At 71.0% G+C, this 14,265-nt stretch carries 14 protein-coding genes; 5 read left to right on the top strand and 9 right to left on the bottom strand.

Features of this window, described 5'->3' with window-relative positions:
- Positions 1 to 98: 98 nt before the first annotated feature.
- Positions 99 to 1,172, bottom strand: coding sequence for an enoyl-CoA hydratase/isomerase family protein (locus G3573_RS04755; protein ID WP_163259706.1), 1,074 nt, complete (start codon positions 1,170 to 1,172; stop codon positions 99 to 101).
- Positions 1,169 to 2,308 (bottom strand): isobutyryl-CoA dehydrogenase, encoded by a 1,140-nt coding sequence (locus tag G3573_RS04750; protein ID WP_163259705.1) that lies wholly within the window; start codon positions 2,306 to 2,308, stop codon positions 1,169 to 1,171. Before G3573_RS04750 ends, G3573_RS04755 begins: the two co-directional genes overlap by 4 nt.
- Positions 2,309 to 2,403: 95 nt before the next feature.
- On the opposite strand from G3573_RS04750, the gene G3573_RS04745 reads away from it, so the two are divergent.
- Genes G3573_RS04745 through G3573_RS04730 form a run of 4 tightly spaced genes read left to right on the top strand, consistent with a single transcriptional unit; the run spans position 2,404 to position 5,973 of the window.
- Positions 2,404 to 2,907, top strand: a complete 504-nt coding sequence (locus G3573_RS04745) for a hypothetical protein (protein WP_163259704.1) — start codon at positions 2,404 to 2,406, stop codon at positions 2,905 to 2,907.
- Positions 2,908 to 2,958: 51 nt separating this feature from the next.
- Positions 2,959 to 3,960: a porphobilinogen synthase gene (hemB, locus tag G3573_RS04740; protein WP_163259703.1), complete on the top strand. Its 1,002-nt coding sequence runs from the start codon at positions 2,959 to 2,961 to the stop codon at positions 3,958 to 3,960.
- Between the two features lie 2 nt (positions 3,961 to 3,962).
- On the top strand, positions 3,963 to 4,808 hold the full coding sequence (locus G3573_RS04735; RefSeq protein ID WP_240454517.1) for a helix-turn-helix domain-containing protein: 846 nt from the start codon (positions 3,963 to 3,965) through the stop codon (positions 4,806 to 4,808).
- Between the two features lie 52 nt (positions 4,809 to 4,860).
- Positions 4,861 to 5,973, top strand: a complete 1,113-nt coding sequence (locus G3573_RS04730; RefSeq protein WP_163259702.1) for a serine hydrolase — start codon at positions 4,861 to 4,863, stop codon at positions 5,971 to 5,973.
- 29 nt (positions 5,974 to 6,002) lie between these two features.
- Here G3573_RS04730 and G3573_RS04725 read toward each other — a convergent pair whose 3' ends face one another.
- The 7 genes from G3573_RS04725 to dusB all read right to left on the bottom strand — a co-directional run bounded on the left by G3573_RS04725 (position 6,003) and on the right by dusB (position 13,923).
- A complete protein-coding gene (locus tag G3573_RS04725; protein WP_163259701.1) occupies positions 6,003 to 6,563 on the bottom strand; it encodes a hypothetical protein in 561 nt (186 codons plus the stop codon).
- Between the two features lie 90 nt (positions 6,564 to 6,653).
- Positions 6,654 to 7,991: a GTPase HflX gene (gene hflX, locus G3573_RS04720; protein ID WP_163259700.1), complete on the bottom strand. Its 1,338-nt coding sequence runs from the start codon at positions 7,989 to 7,991 to the stop codon at positions 6,654 to 6,656.
- Positions 7,988 to 8,239: an RNA chaperone Hfq gene (hfq, locus tag G3573_RS04715; RefSeq protein WP_163259699.1), complete on the bottom strand. Its 252-nt coding sequence runs from the start codon at positions 8,237 to 8,239 to the stop codon at positions 7,988 to 7,990. Before hfq ends, hflX begins: the two co-directional genes overlap by 4 nt.
- A 110-nt stretch (positions 8,240 to 8,349) precedes the next feature.
- Positions 8,350 to 9,213, bottom strand: a complete 864-nt coding sequence (locus G3573_RS04710) for a D-amino-acid transaminase (RefSeq protein ID WP_163259698.1) — start codon at positions 9,211 to 9,213, stop codon at positions 8,350 to 8,352.
- On the bottom strand, positions 9,213 to 10,619 hold the full coding sequence (locus G3573_RS04705) for a sigma-54 dependent transcriptional regulator (RefSeq protein WP_163259697.1): 1,407 nt from the start codon (positions 10,617 to 10,619) through the stop codon (positions 9,213 to 9,215). The genes G3573_RS04710 and G3573_RS04705 overlap by 1 nt, the downstream gene beginning before the upstream one ends.
- 7 nt (positions 10,620 to 10,626) lie before the next feature.
- Complete coding sequence (locus G3573_RS04700) at positions 10,627 to 12,729, bottom strand: PAS domain-containing sensor histidine kinase (RefSeq protein ID WP_240454516.1); 2,103 nt, start codon at positions 12,727 to 12,729, stop codon at positions 10,627 to 10,629.
- Positions 12,730 to 12,912: 183 nt separating this feature from the next.
- The gene (gene dusB / locus G3573_RS04695; RefSeq protein WP_163259695.1) at positions 12,913 to 13,923 is read right to left on the bottom strand and encodes a tRNA dihydrouridine synthase DusB; all 1,011 of its coding nucleotides are present in this window, start codon (positions 13,921 to 13,923) and stop codon (positions 12,913 to 12,915) included.
- Positions 13,924 to 13,997: 74 nt separating this feature from the next.
- Between dusB and G3573_RS04690 the strand changes: the two genes are divergently transcribed.
- On the top strand, positions 13,998 to 14,265 hold a 268-nt coding region (locus G3573_RS04690), incomplete at its 3' end, for a 2-C-methyl-D-erythritol 4-phosphate cytidylyltransferase (protein ID WP_163259743.1).

The following is a 14,265-nucleotide window of genomic DNA, read 5'->3' as shown; positions in this document are numbered from 1 at the left end:
CGGCTCTCGCTTTCGGGAGCCGTTCGGGGGCGGAGCTTAGCAGTAGAACCGGGTTACGCCACTGGGCGCTGCGACGAACCCGGCTCCTCGGTCTCTGGTCAGCCCACGCCCGGCAGCGGCGTCCATTCCTCGTCCGTCGGCAGCGGGGCGAAGAAGGCGTCGACCATGGCCTCGTCGACGCCGGCCAGCTCGGCCGGCGACCACTTGGGCGCGTTGTCCTTGTCGACGATCACCGCGCGCACGCCTTCCTGGAAGTCGTGGCTGCGCACCACGCGCCCGCCCAGGCGGTATTCCATGGCCATGTTCTCGGCGAACGAGCCCAGCGTCGCGCCGACGCGCATCTGGCGCAGCGACACCTTCATCGACTGGGGCGACTTGGTCTTCAGCCCAGCCAGCTCCTTGGCCGCCCACTCCGAGCCGTCGGCCTCCAGGGCGGCGAAGATCGCCTCCATGGCGTCGTGCGCGAACAGCCGGTCGATGTCGGCCCGGTGCGGCTCCAGCTTCGACGGGCCGGCGTCGCCGCCGGCGTCGGCCAGGATGTCGGCGATGCAGCCCGGCTCGGCGACGATCGCCGCCTTCACCGCGTCAAGCTTCGCGCTCTCCACGAAGTGGGTGGCGATGCCCAGGCTCAGGCACTCGGCCGCCTTCAGGCGCGCGCCGGTCAGGGCCAGCCAGACGCCGGTCTGGCCGGGCATGCGCGGCAGGAACCAGCCGCCGCCGACGTCGGGGAACAGGCCGATGCCGGTCTCCGGCATGGCGTAGGTCGTCCGCTCGGTCGCGACCCGGTATCTGGCCGGATCCGAGATGCCGACGCCGCCGCCCATGACGATGCCGTCGACGAAGGCGACCACCGGCTTCGGATAGACATAGAGCAGGTGATTCAGCCGGTACTCGGTCTTGAAGAAGGCCTTGGCCTCCGCCGCGTCGGTCTTGCCGCTCTCGGCGATCATGCGGATGTCGCCGCCGGCGCAGAAGCCGCGCTCGCCGGCGTGATCCAGGATCACGGCCTCTACGCCTGCGTCGTCCTTCCAGGCCAGCAGCGCCTCGGTCATGAGGCGGCACATCTCTTCGGTCAGGGCGTGGATCGCCTTGGGCCGGTTCAGCGTGATGCGGCCGACCCGGCCCTCGACGCGGGTCAGGACCGGGGCTTCGTCGATCAGGACGTCGGTCATTGGCGGAACATCTCCCGCGCGGTGATCACGCGCATGATCTCGTTGGTGCCTTCCAGGATGCGGTGCACCCGCAGGTCGCGCACGATCCGCTCCAGCGGATAGTCGCGCAGATAGCCGTAGCCGCCGTGCAGCTGCAGGGCGTCGTCGGCCACCTGGAAGCCGGCGTCGGTGGCGAAGCGCTTGGCCATGGCGCAGTACTGGGTCGCCTGCGGGTGGCGGTTGTCCAGCGCCCAGGCCCCGCGGTGCACCATCAGGCGCGCCGCCTCCAGGCTGGTGGCCATGTCGGCGATTTTGAACTGCAGGGCCTGGAAGTCCTTCAGCGGCTTCCCGAACTGCTTGCGGGTCTCCAGGTAGGCCTTGGCCGTTTCGAGGGCGAGCTGCGCCCCGCCCAGCGAGCAGGCGGCGATGTTCAGGCGGCCGCCGTCCAGGCCCATCATGGCGATGCGGAAGCCGTCGCCTTCCATGCCGATGCGGTTCTCGACCGGCACGCGGCACTCGTCGAAGTTCACCTGGGCGGTGGGCTGGCTGTTCCAGCCCATCTTCTTTTCCTGGCCGCCGAACGACAGGCCCGGCGTGTCCTTGTCGACCACGATGGCCGAGACGCCCTTCGGCCCCTCCCCGCCCGTGCGGCACATGACGACGTAGACGTCGCTGGTCCCCGCGCCGGAGATGAACGCCTTGGAGCCGTTCAGGACGTAGTGGTCGCCGTCCAGCCGCGCGGACGTGCGCATGCCGGCCGCGTCGGAGCCCGAGCCCGGCTCGGTCAGGCAGTAGCTGGCGATCAGCTCCATGGTGGTCAGGCGCGGCACGTACTTGGCGCGCAGCGCGTCCGAGCCGAACCGGTCGATCATCCACGAAGCCATGTTGTGGATCGAGATGAAGGCCGCCGTGGAGACGTCGCCGCGGGCCAGCTCTTCAAAGATGATCGCCGCGTCCTGGCGCGACAGGCCCGAGCCGCCGTGCTCCTCCTGCACGTAGATGCCGGCGAAGCCCAGTTCGGCCGCCTTGCGCATCACGTCGACGGGGAAATGCTTGGTCTCGTCCCACTCGGCGGAGTGCGGGGCCAGCTCGGCTTCGGCGAAGGCGCGCGCCGCGTCCTGGATGGCGCGCTGGTCTTCGGTCAGGCTGAAATCCATCGGTCGTCGTACCCGTAAGCTCGGCTATCGAAGCCGAAGGTGTTGAGATGCAGGCGCTTTAGTCGCATTTGTTATGCGAACCAGGAGCGCCCGAGATGTCGGACACGGTCTCTACCGGACACGCCCCGCCCGCGTCGAGCGACGACCGCAACCTCGCGTTCCTCGTCTACGCCCTGATGTTCGTCGCGCCCTTCGTGTTCGGCTTCACGGGCCTGGTCGGCGTGATCGTGGCCTATGTGCGCCGCGCCCAGGCCCAGGCGGTGACCCGCACCCACTACGACTTCCAGATCAAGGTGTTCTGGATCTCGGTGGCCATCGCCGTGGTCGGCACCATCGCCTTCCTGTTCGGCCTGGGCGTGGTGATCAACGACGTGTTCCAGGCCATGACCCACCACGGCGAAGGCTGGGACGCCTGGAACATGGCCGCCTTCCAGGAGAGCGACTTCGAGTTCCACGCCGCCAGCGTGCTCGGCATCGTTACCGGCATGGTGGTCGCCGCCATCGGCAGCCTGTGGATGATGGGCGCCTCGCTCTTCGGCGTGGTGCGGCTGGCCAACGGCCAGGCGGTCGGCCAAGCGACCGGAGGATCCGGCGGCTGAACCGCGCCAAAGCGGGTTTCGCGCCCGCGCTACGGTGCTAGAAGCCCCGCCATGACCACCTTCCCGATCGCCCCCTACCCCGCGCTCCGTCCTCGTCGCCTGCGCCAGGCCGACTGGATTCGCCGGCTGACCCGCGAAACCGAGCTGTCGCCGTCGGACTTACTCTGGGCGCTCATCGTCCACGACGGCGAGGAGCCGCGCATTCCGGTGCCGTCCATGCCGGGCGTCGACCGGCTGAACGTGGTGGAGGCGGTGAAGGCCGCGCTGCAGGCCCGCGACCTGGGCATTCCGGCCGTGGCCATTTTCCCGAATATCGACGGGTCCCGGAAGGACGAGTTCGGCACCGAGGCGCAGGATCCGGCCGGCCTGGTGCCCACCGTGGTCAAGGCGATCAAGGACGCTGCGCCGGAGATCGGTGTCATGTGCGACGTGGCGCTGGACTGCTACACCGACCACGGCCACGACGGCCTGCTGATCGACGGCCGCATCGATAACGATTCCACCATCGAGCGCCTGGCCGAGCAGGCCCTCGCCCAGGCCCGCGCCGGGGCCGACATCGTCGCCCCCTCCGACATGATGGACGGCCGTGTGGCCTGCGTCCGCAAGGTGCTGGAGGCCGAGGGCTACCAGGACACCCTGATCCTGTCCTACGCCGCCAAGTACGCCTCGGCCTTCTACGGCCCCTACCGCGACGCGGTCGGCTCGGCCAAGGCGCTGACCGGGGACAAGAAGACCTACCAGATGGATCCCGGGAACACCGAGGAGGCCCTGCGCGAAGTCGCCATGGACCTGGCCGAGGGCGCCGACATGGTGATGGTGAAGCCGGGCATGCCCTACCTCGACATCGTCCGGCGCGTGGTCGAGACCTTCCGGGTGCCGACCTTCGCCTATCAGGTGTCTGGCGAGTACGCGATGATCCAGGCGGCGGTGAAGAACGGCTGGCTGGACCACGACCGCGCCGTGCTGGAGAGCCTGACCGCCTTCAAGCGCGCGGGCTGCGCCGGCATCGTCACCTACTTCGCGCCGACCGCGTCCAAGCTGCTCGGCGCCTGAGCATGGCCGGCGGCGTCGCCACGCTCGCCCACGGGGTGTTCTACGGCGCCGCCGACCTTGAACGGACGGCGGGCGCGTTCCGCGTCACCGACCGGGAGGCGACCGTCCCCGCGCACGAGATCGAGCATCACGTGCACAGCGACGCTCACTTCATCTTCGTGACCCGCGGCCGCTACCTGTCCACCGCCGACGGGGCCGACGACGCGCCGGCCTCGCCGCTGGTGATCTACAACCCGCCCGGGACCGCGCACCGCGACTGCTTCGGCCCGGGCCTGGGCCGCTTCCTGGCCGTGTCCATGCCGGCGGAGACGCTGGGCGCCCTGGACTGGGCCGACCGCGCCCCGCGCTCGGCCGTGCGGCTGCGCCGGCCGGACGCCTACGCCGGGGTGTGGCGGCTGCTGCGGGCAGTCAGGCACGAGCCGACCACCGAGACGCTGGAGAGCCTCTGCCTGGAGCTGGTCGGCGCCGCCACGGACGAGCGCGCCGCGGCGTCGGCCCCGTCCTGGCTGGCCCGCGCCCGCGAACTGCTGACCGAGGCTCCGCCGGCCGGCGGTGTCGCCGCGGTGGCGGCCGAGGTGGGCGTGCACCCGGTCTATCTGGCCCGCGCCTTCCGCCGCCACCTGGCCTGCACGCCGGCCGAATACGCGCGGCGTCGCCGGGTCGAGCGGGCCGCCGACCTGCTGGCCCGCACCCGCACGCCGCTGGGCCAGATCGCGGCGGACACCGGCTTCTGCGACCAGAGCCACCTGACCCACGCCTTCCAGGCCGTGTTCGGGGCGACGCCCGGCGAATATCGCCGCGTGCTGAACCCGTCAGGTTCGATGCTTACAAGACCCGCCCGCCGCTGATCGGCTAGCTCTGCCTTAGGGGCGTGTTTTCCCGGGACCTTCGAGGCTGACGATGTTGAAGCGTGCGATCACCCTGGCTGCCGGCGTGTGGATTCTGGCCGGCGCGGCAATTGCCGCCTCTCCGGCCGACGACGGCTGGCGCGCGGCCCCGGCCGCCCAGGAGGGCCTGTCGGTCGAGGCGCTGGACCGCATGACCGCCGCCATCAAGGCCGGCGACTACAAGCAGGTGACCAGCGTCGTGATCGAGCGCCACGGGCGCATCGTCTACGAGCAGTACTTCGACGACGGCGGCCGCGACGCGCTGCGCAACACCCGCTCGGTGACCAAGACCATCACCGGCGCCCTGGCCGGCGTCGCCGTCGACCGCAAGGCCCTGCCCTCCGCCAAGGCCCCGGTGTTCGCGTACTTCAAGGACAAGCAGCCGCCCGAGAACCCCGACCCGCGCAAGGCGGCGATCACGCTCGAGGATCTGCTGACCATGAGCTCGCTGCTGGAATGCGACGACCAAAACCAGTTCTCGCGCGGCAACGAAGAGCGCATGTACCTGATCGAGGACTGGGTGAAGTTCTACCTGGACCTGCCGATCCGCGGCTTCCCGGCTTGGGTCCCCAAGCCTGCCGATTCCCCGTACGGCCGCAGCTTCAGCTACTGCACCGCCGGCGTGACCACCGCCGGCGCCGTGGTCGAGCGGGCCGTGCGCCAGCCGCTGCCGGACTTCGCCAAGGCCGCCCTGTTCGATCCGCTGCAGTTCCAGGGCGCCGAGTGGCAGTTCGCGCCGACCGGCCTGGCCCAGGGCGGCGGCGGCCTCGGCCTGCGCAGCCGCGACCTGCTGAAGATGCCCGAGCTCTACCTGAAGGGCGGCGTCTGGAACGGCAAGCGGGTGATCTCAGCCGACTGGGTGCTGGCCTCGATCACGCCCAAGGCCCGCGTCGACGACGGCATCGAGTACGGCTACCTGTGGTGGCTGAAGAGCTTCACGGCCCGCGGCCGCGACTGGCGCACCTTCGGCATGCACGGCACCGGCGGCAACAAGGTGCTGGCCTTCCCCGAGCTCGACATGGCCGTGGTCATCACCACCACCAACTACAACGAGCGCAACCCGCACGGCATCACCGACCGGCTGGTCACCGAGCAGGTGCTGCCGGCGGTGGTCGGGAAGCCGTAAGCGGTCTCGGGGCGCCTTCGCGGCGCCCCTCAGCCGCCGCGCCGTTTGGGGGCGGCGGGGGCGAGCCGGCGCTCGATCCTCACCAGCTCGAGCACCGACACGATCTGGCGCGAGCGCCACGAGCTGGCGAAATAGGCCAGGACGCCGAAGGTGAAGAGGAACACCGCGTAGAGCGCCAACTGCGTATTCTGCCCGAGCAAGGCGACCACGCCTTCCGGCGCGATCTCGGCCCAGGTCGCGATCAGGGTGAGCGGGATGGTGATGTAGCCGAGCGCGACGACGCGGAACATCTGCTCCTGCCGGCGCGCGTTCAGGGCCGCCAGCGCCGACAGCGCCTCGAACTGGGCTTCGGACACCCCCTCGAGCAGAGCGAACACCTCGTGCGTCGAGCGGTTGCGGCGGAGCCCGGTCACGAAGTCGAGGCCCGCATAGCCCCAGGAGCCGGGGGTCACGAACGCCGACCCAGCAAGGCTCCAGGTCGAAAATCCCTTCTTGAGCTCGCGCCAAAGCGGCCAGACCGCCGCCTCGGCCGGCCGTTCCTGCACGGCCTCAACACCGCCGCCGCCAGCCCCCGCCTCGATCCGCGCCATCGCCTCACCCCCGCGTTCACCGAACGGGGATTCGCGCACGACTCGCGTCGAACTCAAACTGTGGGCGAGGCCGCGACCGCCGCTAAACGGTCACTGCGCCGCGTGCTGCAGCCGCGCTTCGGGGAACAGCCGCTCGAAGCGGCCCAGCGCCTGGGCGTCCAGCCGGACCACGATGCGCATGGACCCGTCCTCGGCGTCCTCGCGGTCGGTGACCCGGCCGTTCTGGTAGAGCCAGGCCAGGGCCTCGCCGTCGCCGGGCGGCAGCTGGGTCTCGACCTCGGGCGCGTCGTCGACCAGGTCGGCGATCGTCGCGCGCAGCGCCTCGATCCCCTCGCCGCTGACCGCCGAGACCGCGACGGCGGGCGGGCCGCCGGCGTCGCCGCGGCGAGCCGCGCGAGCCTCGACCGGGGCGCGGTCGTCGGGCGGCAGCAGGTCGATCTTGTTCCAGACCTCCAGCAGCACCTGACGGCGCCCCTCGGCCATCGGGATCTGCGACAGCACCTGCTCGACGTCGCGGGCGTGGGACTCGCCGTCCGGGTCGGCCACGTCGCGCACGTGCAGGATCACGTCCGCCTCGCCGACCTCTTCCAGGGTGGCGCGGAACGACTCGACCAGCTCGTGCGGCAGGTCGGAGATGAAGCCCACCGTGTCGGAGATGATCGCCGGGCGGCCCTTGGGCAGGCGCACGGTGCGCAGCGTCGGGTCCAGGGTGGCGAACAGCATGTCCTTGGCCAGGGCGTCGGCCCCGGTCAGGCGGTTGAACAGGGTCGACTTGCCGGCGTTGGTGTAGCCGACCAGCGCCACGGTCGGGAACGGCACGCGCTTGCGCGCGGCGCGGTGCAGGGTGCGGGTGCGCCGCACCTCCTCCAGCTCCGCCTTCAGGCGCACGATCTTGTCGGCGATGATCCGCCGGTCGAGCTCGATCTGGGTTTCGCCGGGACCGCCGGTCTTCCCCAAGCCGCCGCGCTGGCGTTCCAGGTGGGTCCAGGTGCGCACCAGGCGCGAGCGCTCGTATTCGAGCCGGGCCAGCTCGACCTGCAGCTTGCCTTCCCGCGTGCGGGCGCGCCGGGCGAAGATCTCCAGGATCAGGCCGGTGCGGTCGACGACCTTGGCCTTCCAGGCCTTTTCCAGGTTGCGCTGCTGCACCGGCGACAGGGCGTCATCGATGACCACCAGGTCGGCCTCGACGCTCTCGACCAGGACGCCGATTTCGTCGACCCGGCCGGAGCCGAACAGGGTGGCGGGGGTGACCCGGCGCACGCGCGCGATCTCCGCCGCGCGGACTTCGAGGTCCAGCGCTTCAGCCAGGCCGACCGCTTCGGTCAGGCGCGCTTCGGGATCGCGGAGGCGAGTCTCGCCGGGGAACTCAGGATGGATGACGACCGCGGCCTGAATCACAGGCCGCCGGTCCACGAACTTTTCGGTCAATCTTCGCTGCTGTCGGTTTCCGGTTCGTACAACTGCACCGGCTGAGAGGGCATGATGGTCGAGATCGCGTGCTTATAGACCAGCTGGGACTGTCCATCCCGGCGAAGCAGCACGCAGAAGTTGTCGAACCAGGTGACCACGCCTTGCAGCTTCACGCCATTGACCAGGAAGATGGTCAGCGGCGTCTTCGATTTACGAACGCTGTTGAGAAAGGTGTCTTGCAGATTCTGTTTCTTGTCTTGGGACATGGTGGTCGCCCCTCCTTATTGGAAGCCCCGCGCTTCCACACACACGGGCAGATGAGTGCAATTAAGCGTTGCGGAGCCCCGCCCGCAACCGGCGTGAACTGAACGGGCGCTCAGGCCGCCGTGTTCCGGGCGTTTTCCAGGTACAGCTCGCGCAGGCGGGTGGCGATCGGGCCGGGCCGGCCGTCGCCGATCTTCGCGCCGTCGATCGACACCACCGGCATGACGAAGGCCGAGGCGGCCGAGAAGAACGCCTCCTTCGCCGCCTTGGCCTGATCCACCGTGAACGGACCTTCCGCCACTTTCATGCCGGCCTCGCGAGCCAGGGCCAGCAGGCCGTGGCGGGTGATGCCGCGCAGGATGTTGGCCTGGGTGTCGCGGGTGCGCAGCACGCCCTCGGCGTCGACGATCCACGCGTTGGTCGAAGCCCCCTCGGTGACGAAGCCCAGCTCGTCGACGAACCAGGCCTCGGCCGCGCCGGCCTCGCGCGCCTTCTGCTTGGCCAGCGCGTTGGGCAGCAGCCCCACCGTCTTGATGTCGCAACGGCCCCAGCGGTTCTCCGGCGTGGTGATCACGGCCACGCCCTTGGCCGCCTTGGCCTCGGCCACGGCGGGATCCATCGAGCGGGCGGTCACGACCACGCTGGGGGCGACCTCGGGGTTCGGGAAGGCGTGGTCGCGCCGCGCCGTGCCGCGGGTGACCTGCAGGTAGACGATGCCCTCGCGCACCCGGTTGCGCCGGATGGTCTCGCGCAGCACCGAGGTCAGCGCGCCGCGGCTCATCGGCCGTTCGATGCGCAGCTCGTCGAGGCTGCGGTCCAGCCGGTCCATGTGGCCCTGGTAGTCGGCCAGCCGGCCGTCGAACACGGCCCAGACCTCATAGACCCCGTCAGCGAACTGGTAGCCGCGATCCTCCACGTGGACGACGGCCTGACCGTGCGGGACGAACCGGCCGTTCACATAGGCGACGCGCGACATCACTCCTCCTCGAATTCTTCGCCGCTGCGGGCGGGCGCGACGCCCAGGGACTTCAGCTTCCGGTGCAGCGCCGAGCGCTCCATGCCGATGAAGGCGGCCGTGCGCGAGATGTTTCCGCCGAACCGCAGGATCTGGGCGGCCAGGTACTCGCGCTCGAACACCTCGCGGGCGTCGCGCAGCGGCAGCGCGATGATGCGCTCCGGCCCGACCGAACCGGCCTGACCCGCCTGGGCCACCTCGGAGGGCAGCATTTCGGCGGTGATCGTCTCGCCCGGATCGCCGGCGGCCAGGATCAGCAGCCGCTCGACGTTGTTGCGCAGCTGGCGGACGTTGCCCGGCCAGGCATGCACCTGCAGGGTCGCCACGGCGTCCTCGCCCAGCTTGCGCTTGGGCAGGCCCTGAGCCTCGCTGATCCCCTCGATGAAGTAGTCGACCAGCTCGGCGATGTCCTCGCGCCGCTCGGCCAGGCCGGGCACGCGGATCGGCACCACGTTCAGGCGGTGGAACAGGTCCTCGCGGAAGCGGCCCGCGACGATCTCCTCGCGCAGGTCGCGCGAGCTGGACGAGATCACCCGCACGTCGACCTGCACGTCGTTGTCGCCGCCGACGCGGCGGAAGCGCTGCTCGACCAGCACCCGCAGGATGCGGCTCTGGCTCTCGCGCGGCATGTCGGCCACCTCGTCGAGGTAAAGGGTGCCGCCGTGGGCGCGCTCGAACACGCCGATCTTGCGCGGCCGGCCGCCCTCGCCTTCCTCGCCGAACAGCTCGATGTCCAGGCGTTCCGGGGCCATGCCCGCGGCGCTGATGGCCACGAACTCGTTGCGCATGCGCGGACTGTTGTCGTGGATCAGGCGAGCCACCAGCTCCTTGCCGGAACCGGGCGGGCCGGAGATCAGCACGCGGCTGTTGGCCGGCGCGACCTTGGAGACCGTGGCGCGCAGCTGCTGGGCGGCGACCGAGCGGCCGATCAGGCCGTCCGGCACGAACGCCTTGGCGCGCAGGCGGCGGTTCTCGCGGCGCAGGTTGGTGGCTTCCAGCGCGCGTTCCACAATCAGCAGCAAGCGGTCGGATTTGAACGGCTTTTCGAGGAAGTCGTAGGCCCCGCGCTTGATCGCGCTGACCGCCGTCTCGATGTTGCCGTGGCCGGAGATCATGACCACCGGCAGGTCCGGATCCAGCTCCTTGACCAGATCCAGCAGCTCCAGGCCGTCCAGGCCCCCGCCCTGCATCCAGATGTCGAGCACCAGCAGCGAGGGCTTGCGCGCCCGGATCGCCGCGAGGGCCTGATCCGAGTCCGCCGCGGTCCGCACCGCATAGCCCTCGTCCTGCAGGATTCCGGCGACGAGTTCGCGGATGTCCGCCTCGTCGTCGACCACCAGGATGTCCGCCCCGCCACCAGCCTTCATGTCGCCCTCAAGCCACAGCCGCGGGCGGATGGGCCGCCCCCTTGCGCGCGCGCGGGAAATTCAGCGAGACCCGCGCGCCGGACAGTTCGACCGCGTCGGCCAGCCGAAGCTCGCCGCCGTGGTCCTCGCAAATACGCTTCACGATCGCGAGGCCCAGGCCGGTGCCCTTCTCCCGCGTCGTCACATAGGGTTCGGTCAGCCGGTCCCGATCCTTGTCGGGCAGGCCGATGCCGTCGTCTTCGACCACGAACGCCACCTGGTCCTCGTCCACCACCAGGCGCGCGACCATGCCGCCGACCGCGTCGGGATCGGCGGCGCGGCGCGCCTGGACGGACTCGCCGGCGTTCTTCAGCACGTTGGTCAGAGCCTGGCCGACCATCCGCCCGTCGCAGACCAGCCGCACCTCCGGCACCGGTTCGGCCAGCTCCAGCCGGATGTCCGCCTGGGCCACGCGCTGGGCGAACACCGCCTGGCGCAGCAGTTCGGCCGCGTCCTCGTCGGCGAACTTGGGCGTCGGCATGCGGGCGAAGGACGAGAACTCGTCCACCATCCGGCCGATGTCGCCGACCTGGCGGATGATGGTGTCCGTGCAGCGGTCGAAGGTCTCCAGGTCGTCGGTCAGCTGGCCGCGGTACTTGCGCCGCAGCCGCTCGGCCGAGAGCTGGATCGGGGTGAGCGGGTTCTTGATCTCGTGGGCGATGCGCCGGGCCACGTCGCGCCAGGCGGCGTTGCGCTGGGCGGTGATCAGGCGGGTGATGTCGTCGAAGGTCAGAACCACCCCGCCCTCGCCGCCGGTGGCGCGCACGCGCAGGCGCCGCGTCTCCGAGCCGCGGGTGACGTCGACGTCGCGATCGGCCTCGCCGGCGTGGGAGGCGACCTCGGCCAGCTCCGGCGCGACCTTGGCCAGCGGTCGGCCCAGGGTGTCGGCTTCCTTCAGCGCCAGCAGGCCCAGCGCCTGGCGGTTGACCGCCGACACCCGGCCGTTCGGGTCCAGGCCGATGACGCCGGCGCTGACGCCCGACAGCACGGTTTCGATGAAGCGGCGACGCCCCTGCGCCTCCGAGCTGGCGGCCTTCAGCGCCCCTTGCTGGGTCTGAAGGTCGCTGGTCATCCGGTTGAAGGCGCGGGTCAGGACCGCGATCTCCTCGGGGTCGCGGTCGGTCTCCACGCGCGCGGTCAGATCGCCGCCGGCGACGCGGTCGGCGGCCTGCACCAGGCGCGCGACCGGCGCGGCGATGGCGCCGGCGGCGGTGATGCCCAGCCACACGGCGCCGACCAGCACCAGCAGCGCGGTCTCGGCGTAGGCCAGAACGAAGGCGACCTGGATGCGCTCCTGGTTGGCCTCGCGCTCGCGATAGCCGACCACCGACTGCTCGGAGTTGCGCAGGCGCTCCACCACGCCGTCGCTCAGGGGACGCACCACGTAGACGTAGGCGCCCTCATAGCCTTCCAGCGGGAACAGGGCGCGCACGGCGTCGGGATTCTCAGTCACCTCGGCCGGCGTCTCGCCGCTGTCGGCGCGATCGAAGGCCGAGGGCGGCGGGGCCAGGAAGGCCGACGCGTCGGCGGTCTCGCCCCGGGCCAGGATCCGGCCCGTGCGGTCCAGCAGGTAAACGGAATAGCCCCGGTATTCGGCGAGGCCGGTCAGGGCCCGGCTGAAGCTCAGGCGGTCGCCGTAGATCGGCTGCAGCTGCTGCATCTCGCCCGACATGGCCTGCAGGTCGTCGCTGACCTCGTCGCTGACGTCGACCAGGTAGGTGCGCGCGATGCTGGCGCCGTTCTCCACGGCGGTGCGGACGTTCTGGCTGAACCAGCTCTCCACCCCGCGGGTGACCAGCACGCCGAAGAACAGGGCGACCACGATGGCCGGGATCACGGCCGCGGCCGCGAACAGGGTGACGAAGCGCAGGTGCAGCCTCGCGCCGGGGTCCGACGCGCGCCCGCGCGCCAGGCGCAGCACGCGCCAGCCGACCACGGCGGCCAGGCCCAGAATGACAAGCAGGTTGAAGCCGAGCACCAGCAGCAGCACGCGGCTGGCCGGCCCGATCGGGCCGCTGCCCGGCGCCGAGGCCACCAGCCAGATGGCCAGGGCGGTGATCACAACGGCCAAGGCGTACGCCACGCCGAACGCCGCTCGGGCCCGTCCCGGCGAGGACCAGACCTGCGTCAGCCTTCGCCGCAAGGGCGGGCGATCTGCTGGCGCACGACGGCGCGCAGACGCGTTGAGCATGGCCGCATGATAGGCACAGACTGTGGCGTAGATTCAACAGCTATGTTGCCGCGTTGCGCCAGATCAGGCCGCCGCGCGCAGGCCGTCCCCCAGCCACAAAAGGGCCAGGGCGCGTTCGACCTCGGCCGGATCGTCGATGCGACAAAGTCGCCCCTTGGCTTCGCGCCGCGCTTCGGGGGTGGCCGGCCAGGGAGCCTGCTCGATGTACCAGCCCAGGTGCTTTCGGAACATCTTCAGGCCGAGACCCGCGCCGTAGAAGGCCAGGCTCTCGCGGAAGTGCTCGACGACGATGGCCAGGCGCGCTTGCGCGCCCGGCTCGACGATCTCGGTGCCGTCGGCCAGCGCCCGCTCGATCTCCGCCGCCAGCCAGGGGCGGCCGTAAATGCCTCGGCCGATCATCACCGCGTCGGCGCCCGAGCGGGTCAGGGCCTCGCGGGCGGAGGCCGCGTCCACCACGTCGCCGTTGACGATCACCGGAATGGAGACGGCCTGCTTCACGCGCGCGACGTCGTTCCAGTCGGCCACGCCCTTGTAGAACTGCTGGCGGGTGCGGCCGTGCACGGTGACGGCGGCGACGCCGCAGGCTTCGGCGCGGGCCGCCAGTTCCGGGGCGTTCCTCGACACGTCGTCCCAGCCCAGGCGCATCTTCAGGGTGACGGGCCGCGAGGTGGCGCCCACGGCGGCGCGGATCAGCCGTTCGGCATGGTCCAGGTCGCGCATCAGGGCCGAGCCGGACAGGCCGCCGGTGACCTCCTTGGCCGGGCAGCCCATGTTCAGGTCGATCAGGTCGGCGCCGGCGGCTTCGGCCATGCGCGCGCCCGAGGCCAGGAACTGCTCCTCCCGGCCGACCAGCTGGATCACCGTCAGCGGCAGCCCCTCGCCCACGGCGGCGCGGCGCACCACGTCGGGGCGGCCGCGGGCCAGCTCGGCGCAGGCGACCATTTCGGTGGCGACGTAGGCCGCGCCCAGGCGCGAGGCCACCCGCCGGAACGGCAGGTCGCTGATCCCGGTCATGGGCGCGATCAGCACCCGGCCGGCGATCTCCACGTTTCCGATGCGAAAAGTCCGCGACATCCGCGCCTTGTCGCCGAGCGCGCCGCGCGCGTCCAGCCTCGCCACGCGCGGCGCGTTGGCCTATGCACCGGCTCATGAACTTCAACGCGGTTGTGGTGGCGGCGGGCTCCGGCTCGCGCGCGGGCGGTCCCAAGCAGTGGCGCGAGCTGGCCGGCAAGCCGGTGGTGCGCTGGTCGGTCGAAGCGCTGCTGAAGGCGGGCGCCGGCACGGTCGTCGTGGTCACGCCGGCCGGCGAGGAAGCGCGCGCGGCCGAGGCGCTGGCCGGCCTCTCAGGCTGGATCACCACCGCCGGCGGCGCCACGCGCGCCCTGTCGGTGCAGGCGGGCCTGGCCGCCCTCCCCG

It is taken from the genome of Caulobacter sp. 17J65-9, from assembly GCF_010975005.1.
Classification (GTDB): Bacteria; Pseudomonadota; Alphaproteobacteria; order Caulobacterales; family Caulobacteraceae; genus 17J80-11.
The sequence above is the reverse complement of the archived record's forward strand: the minus strand, read 5'-3'. Positions and strand labels throughout refer to the sequence as shown.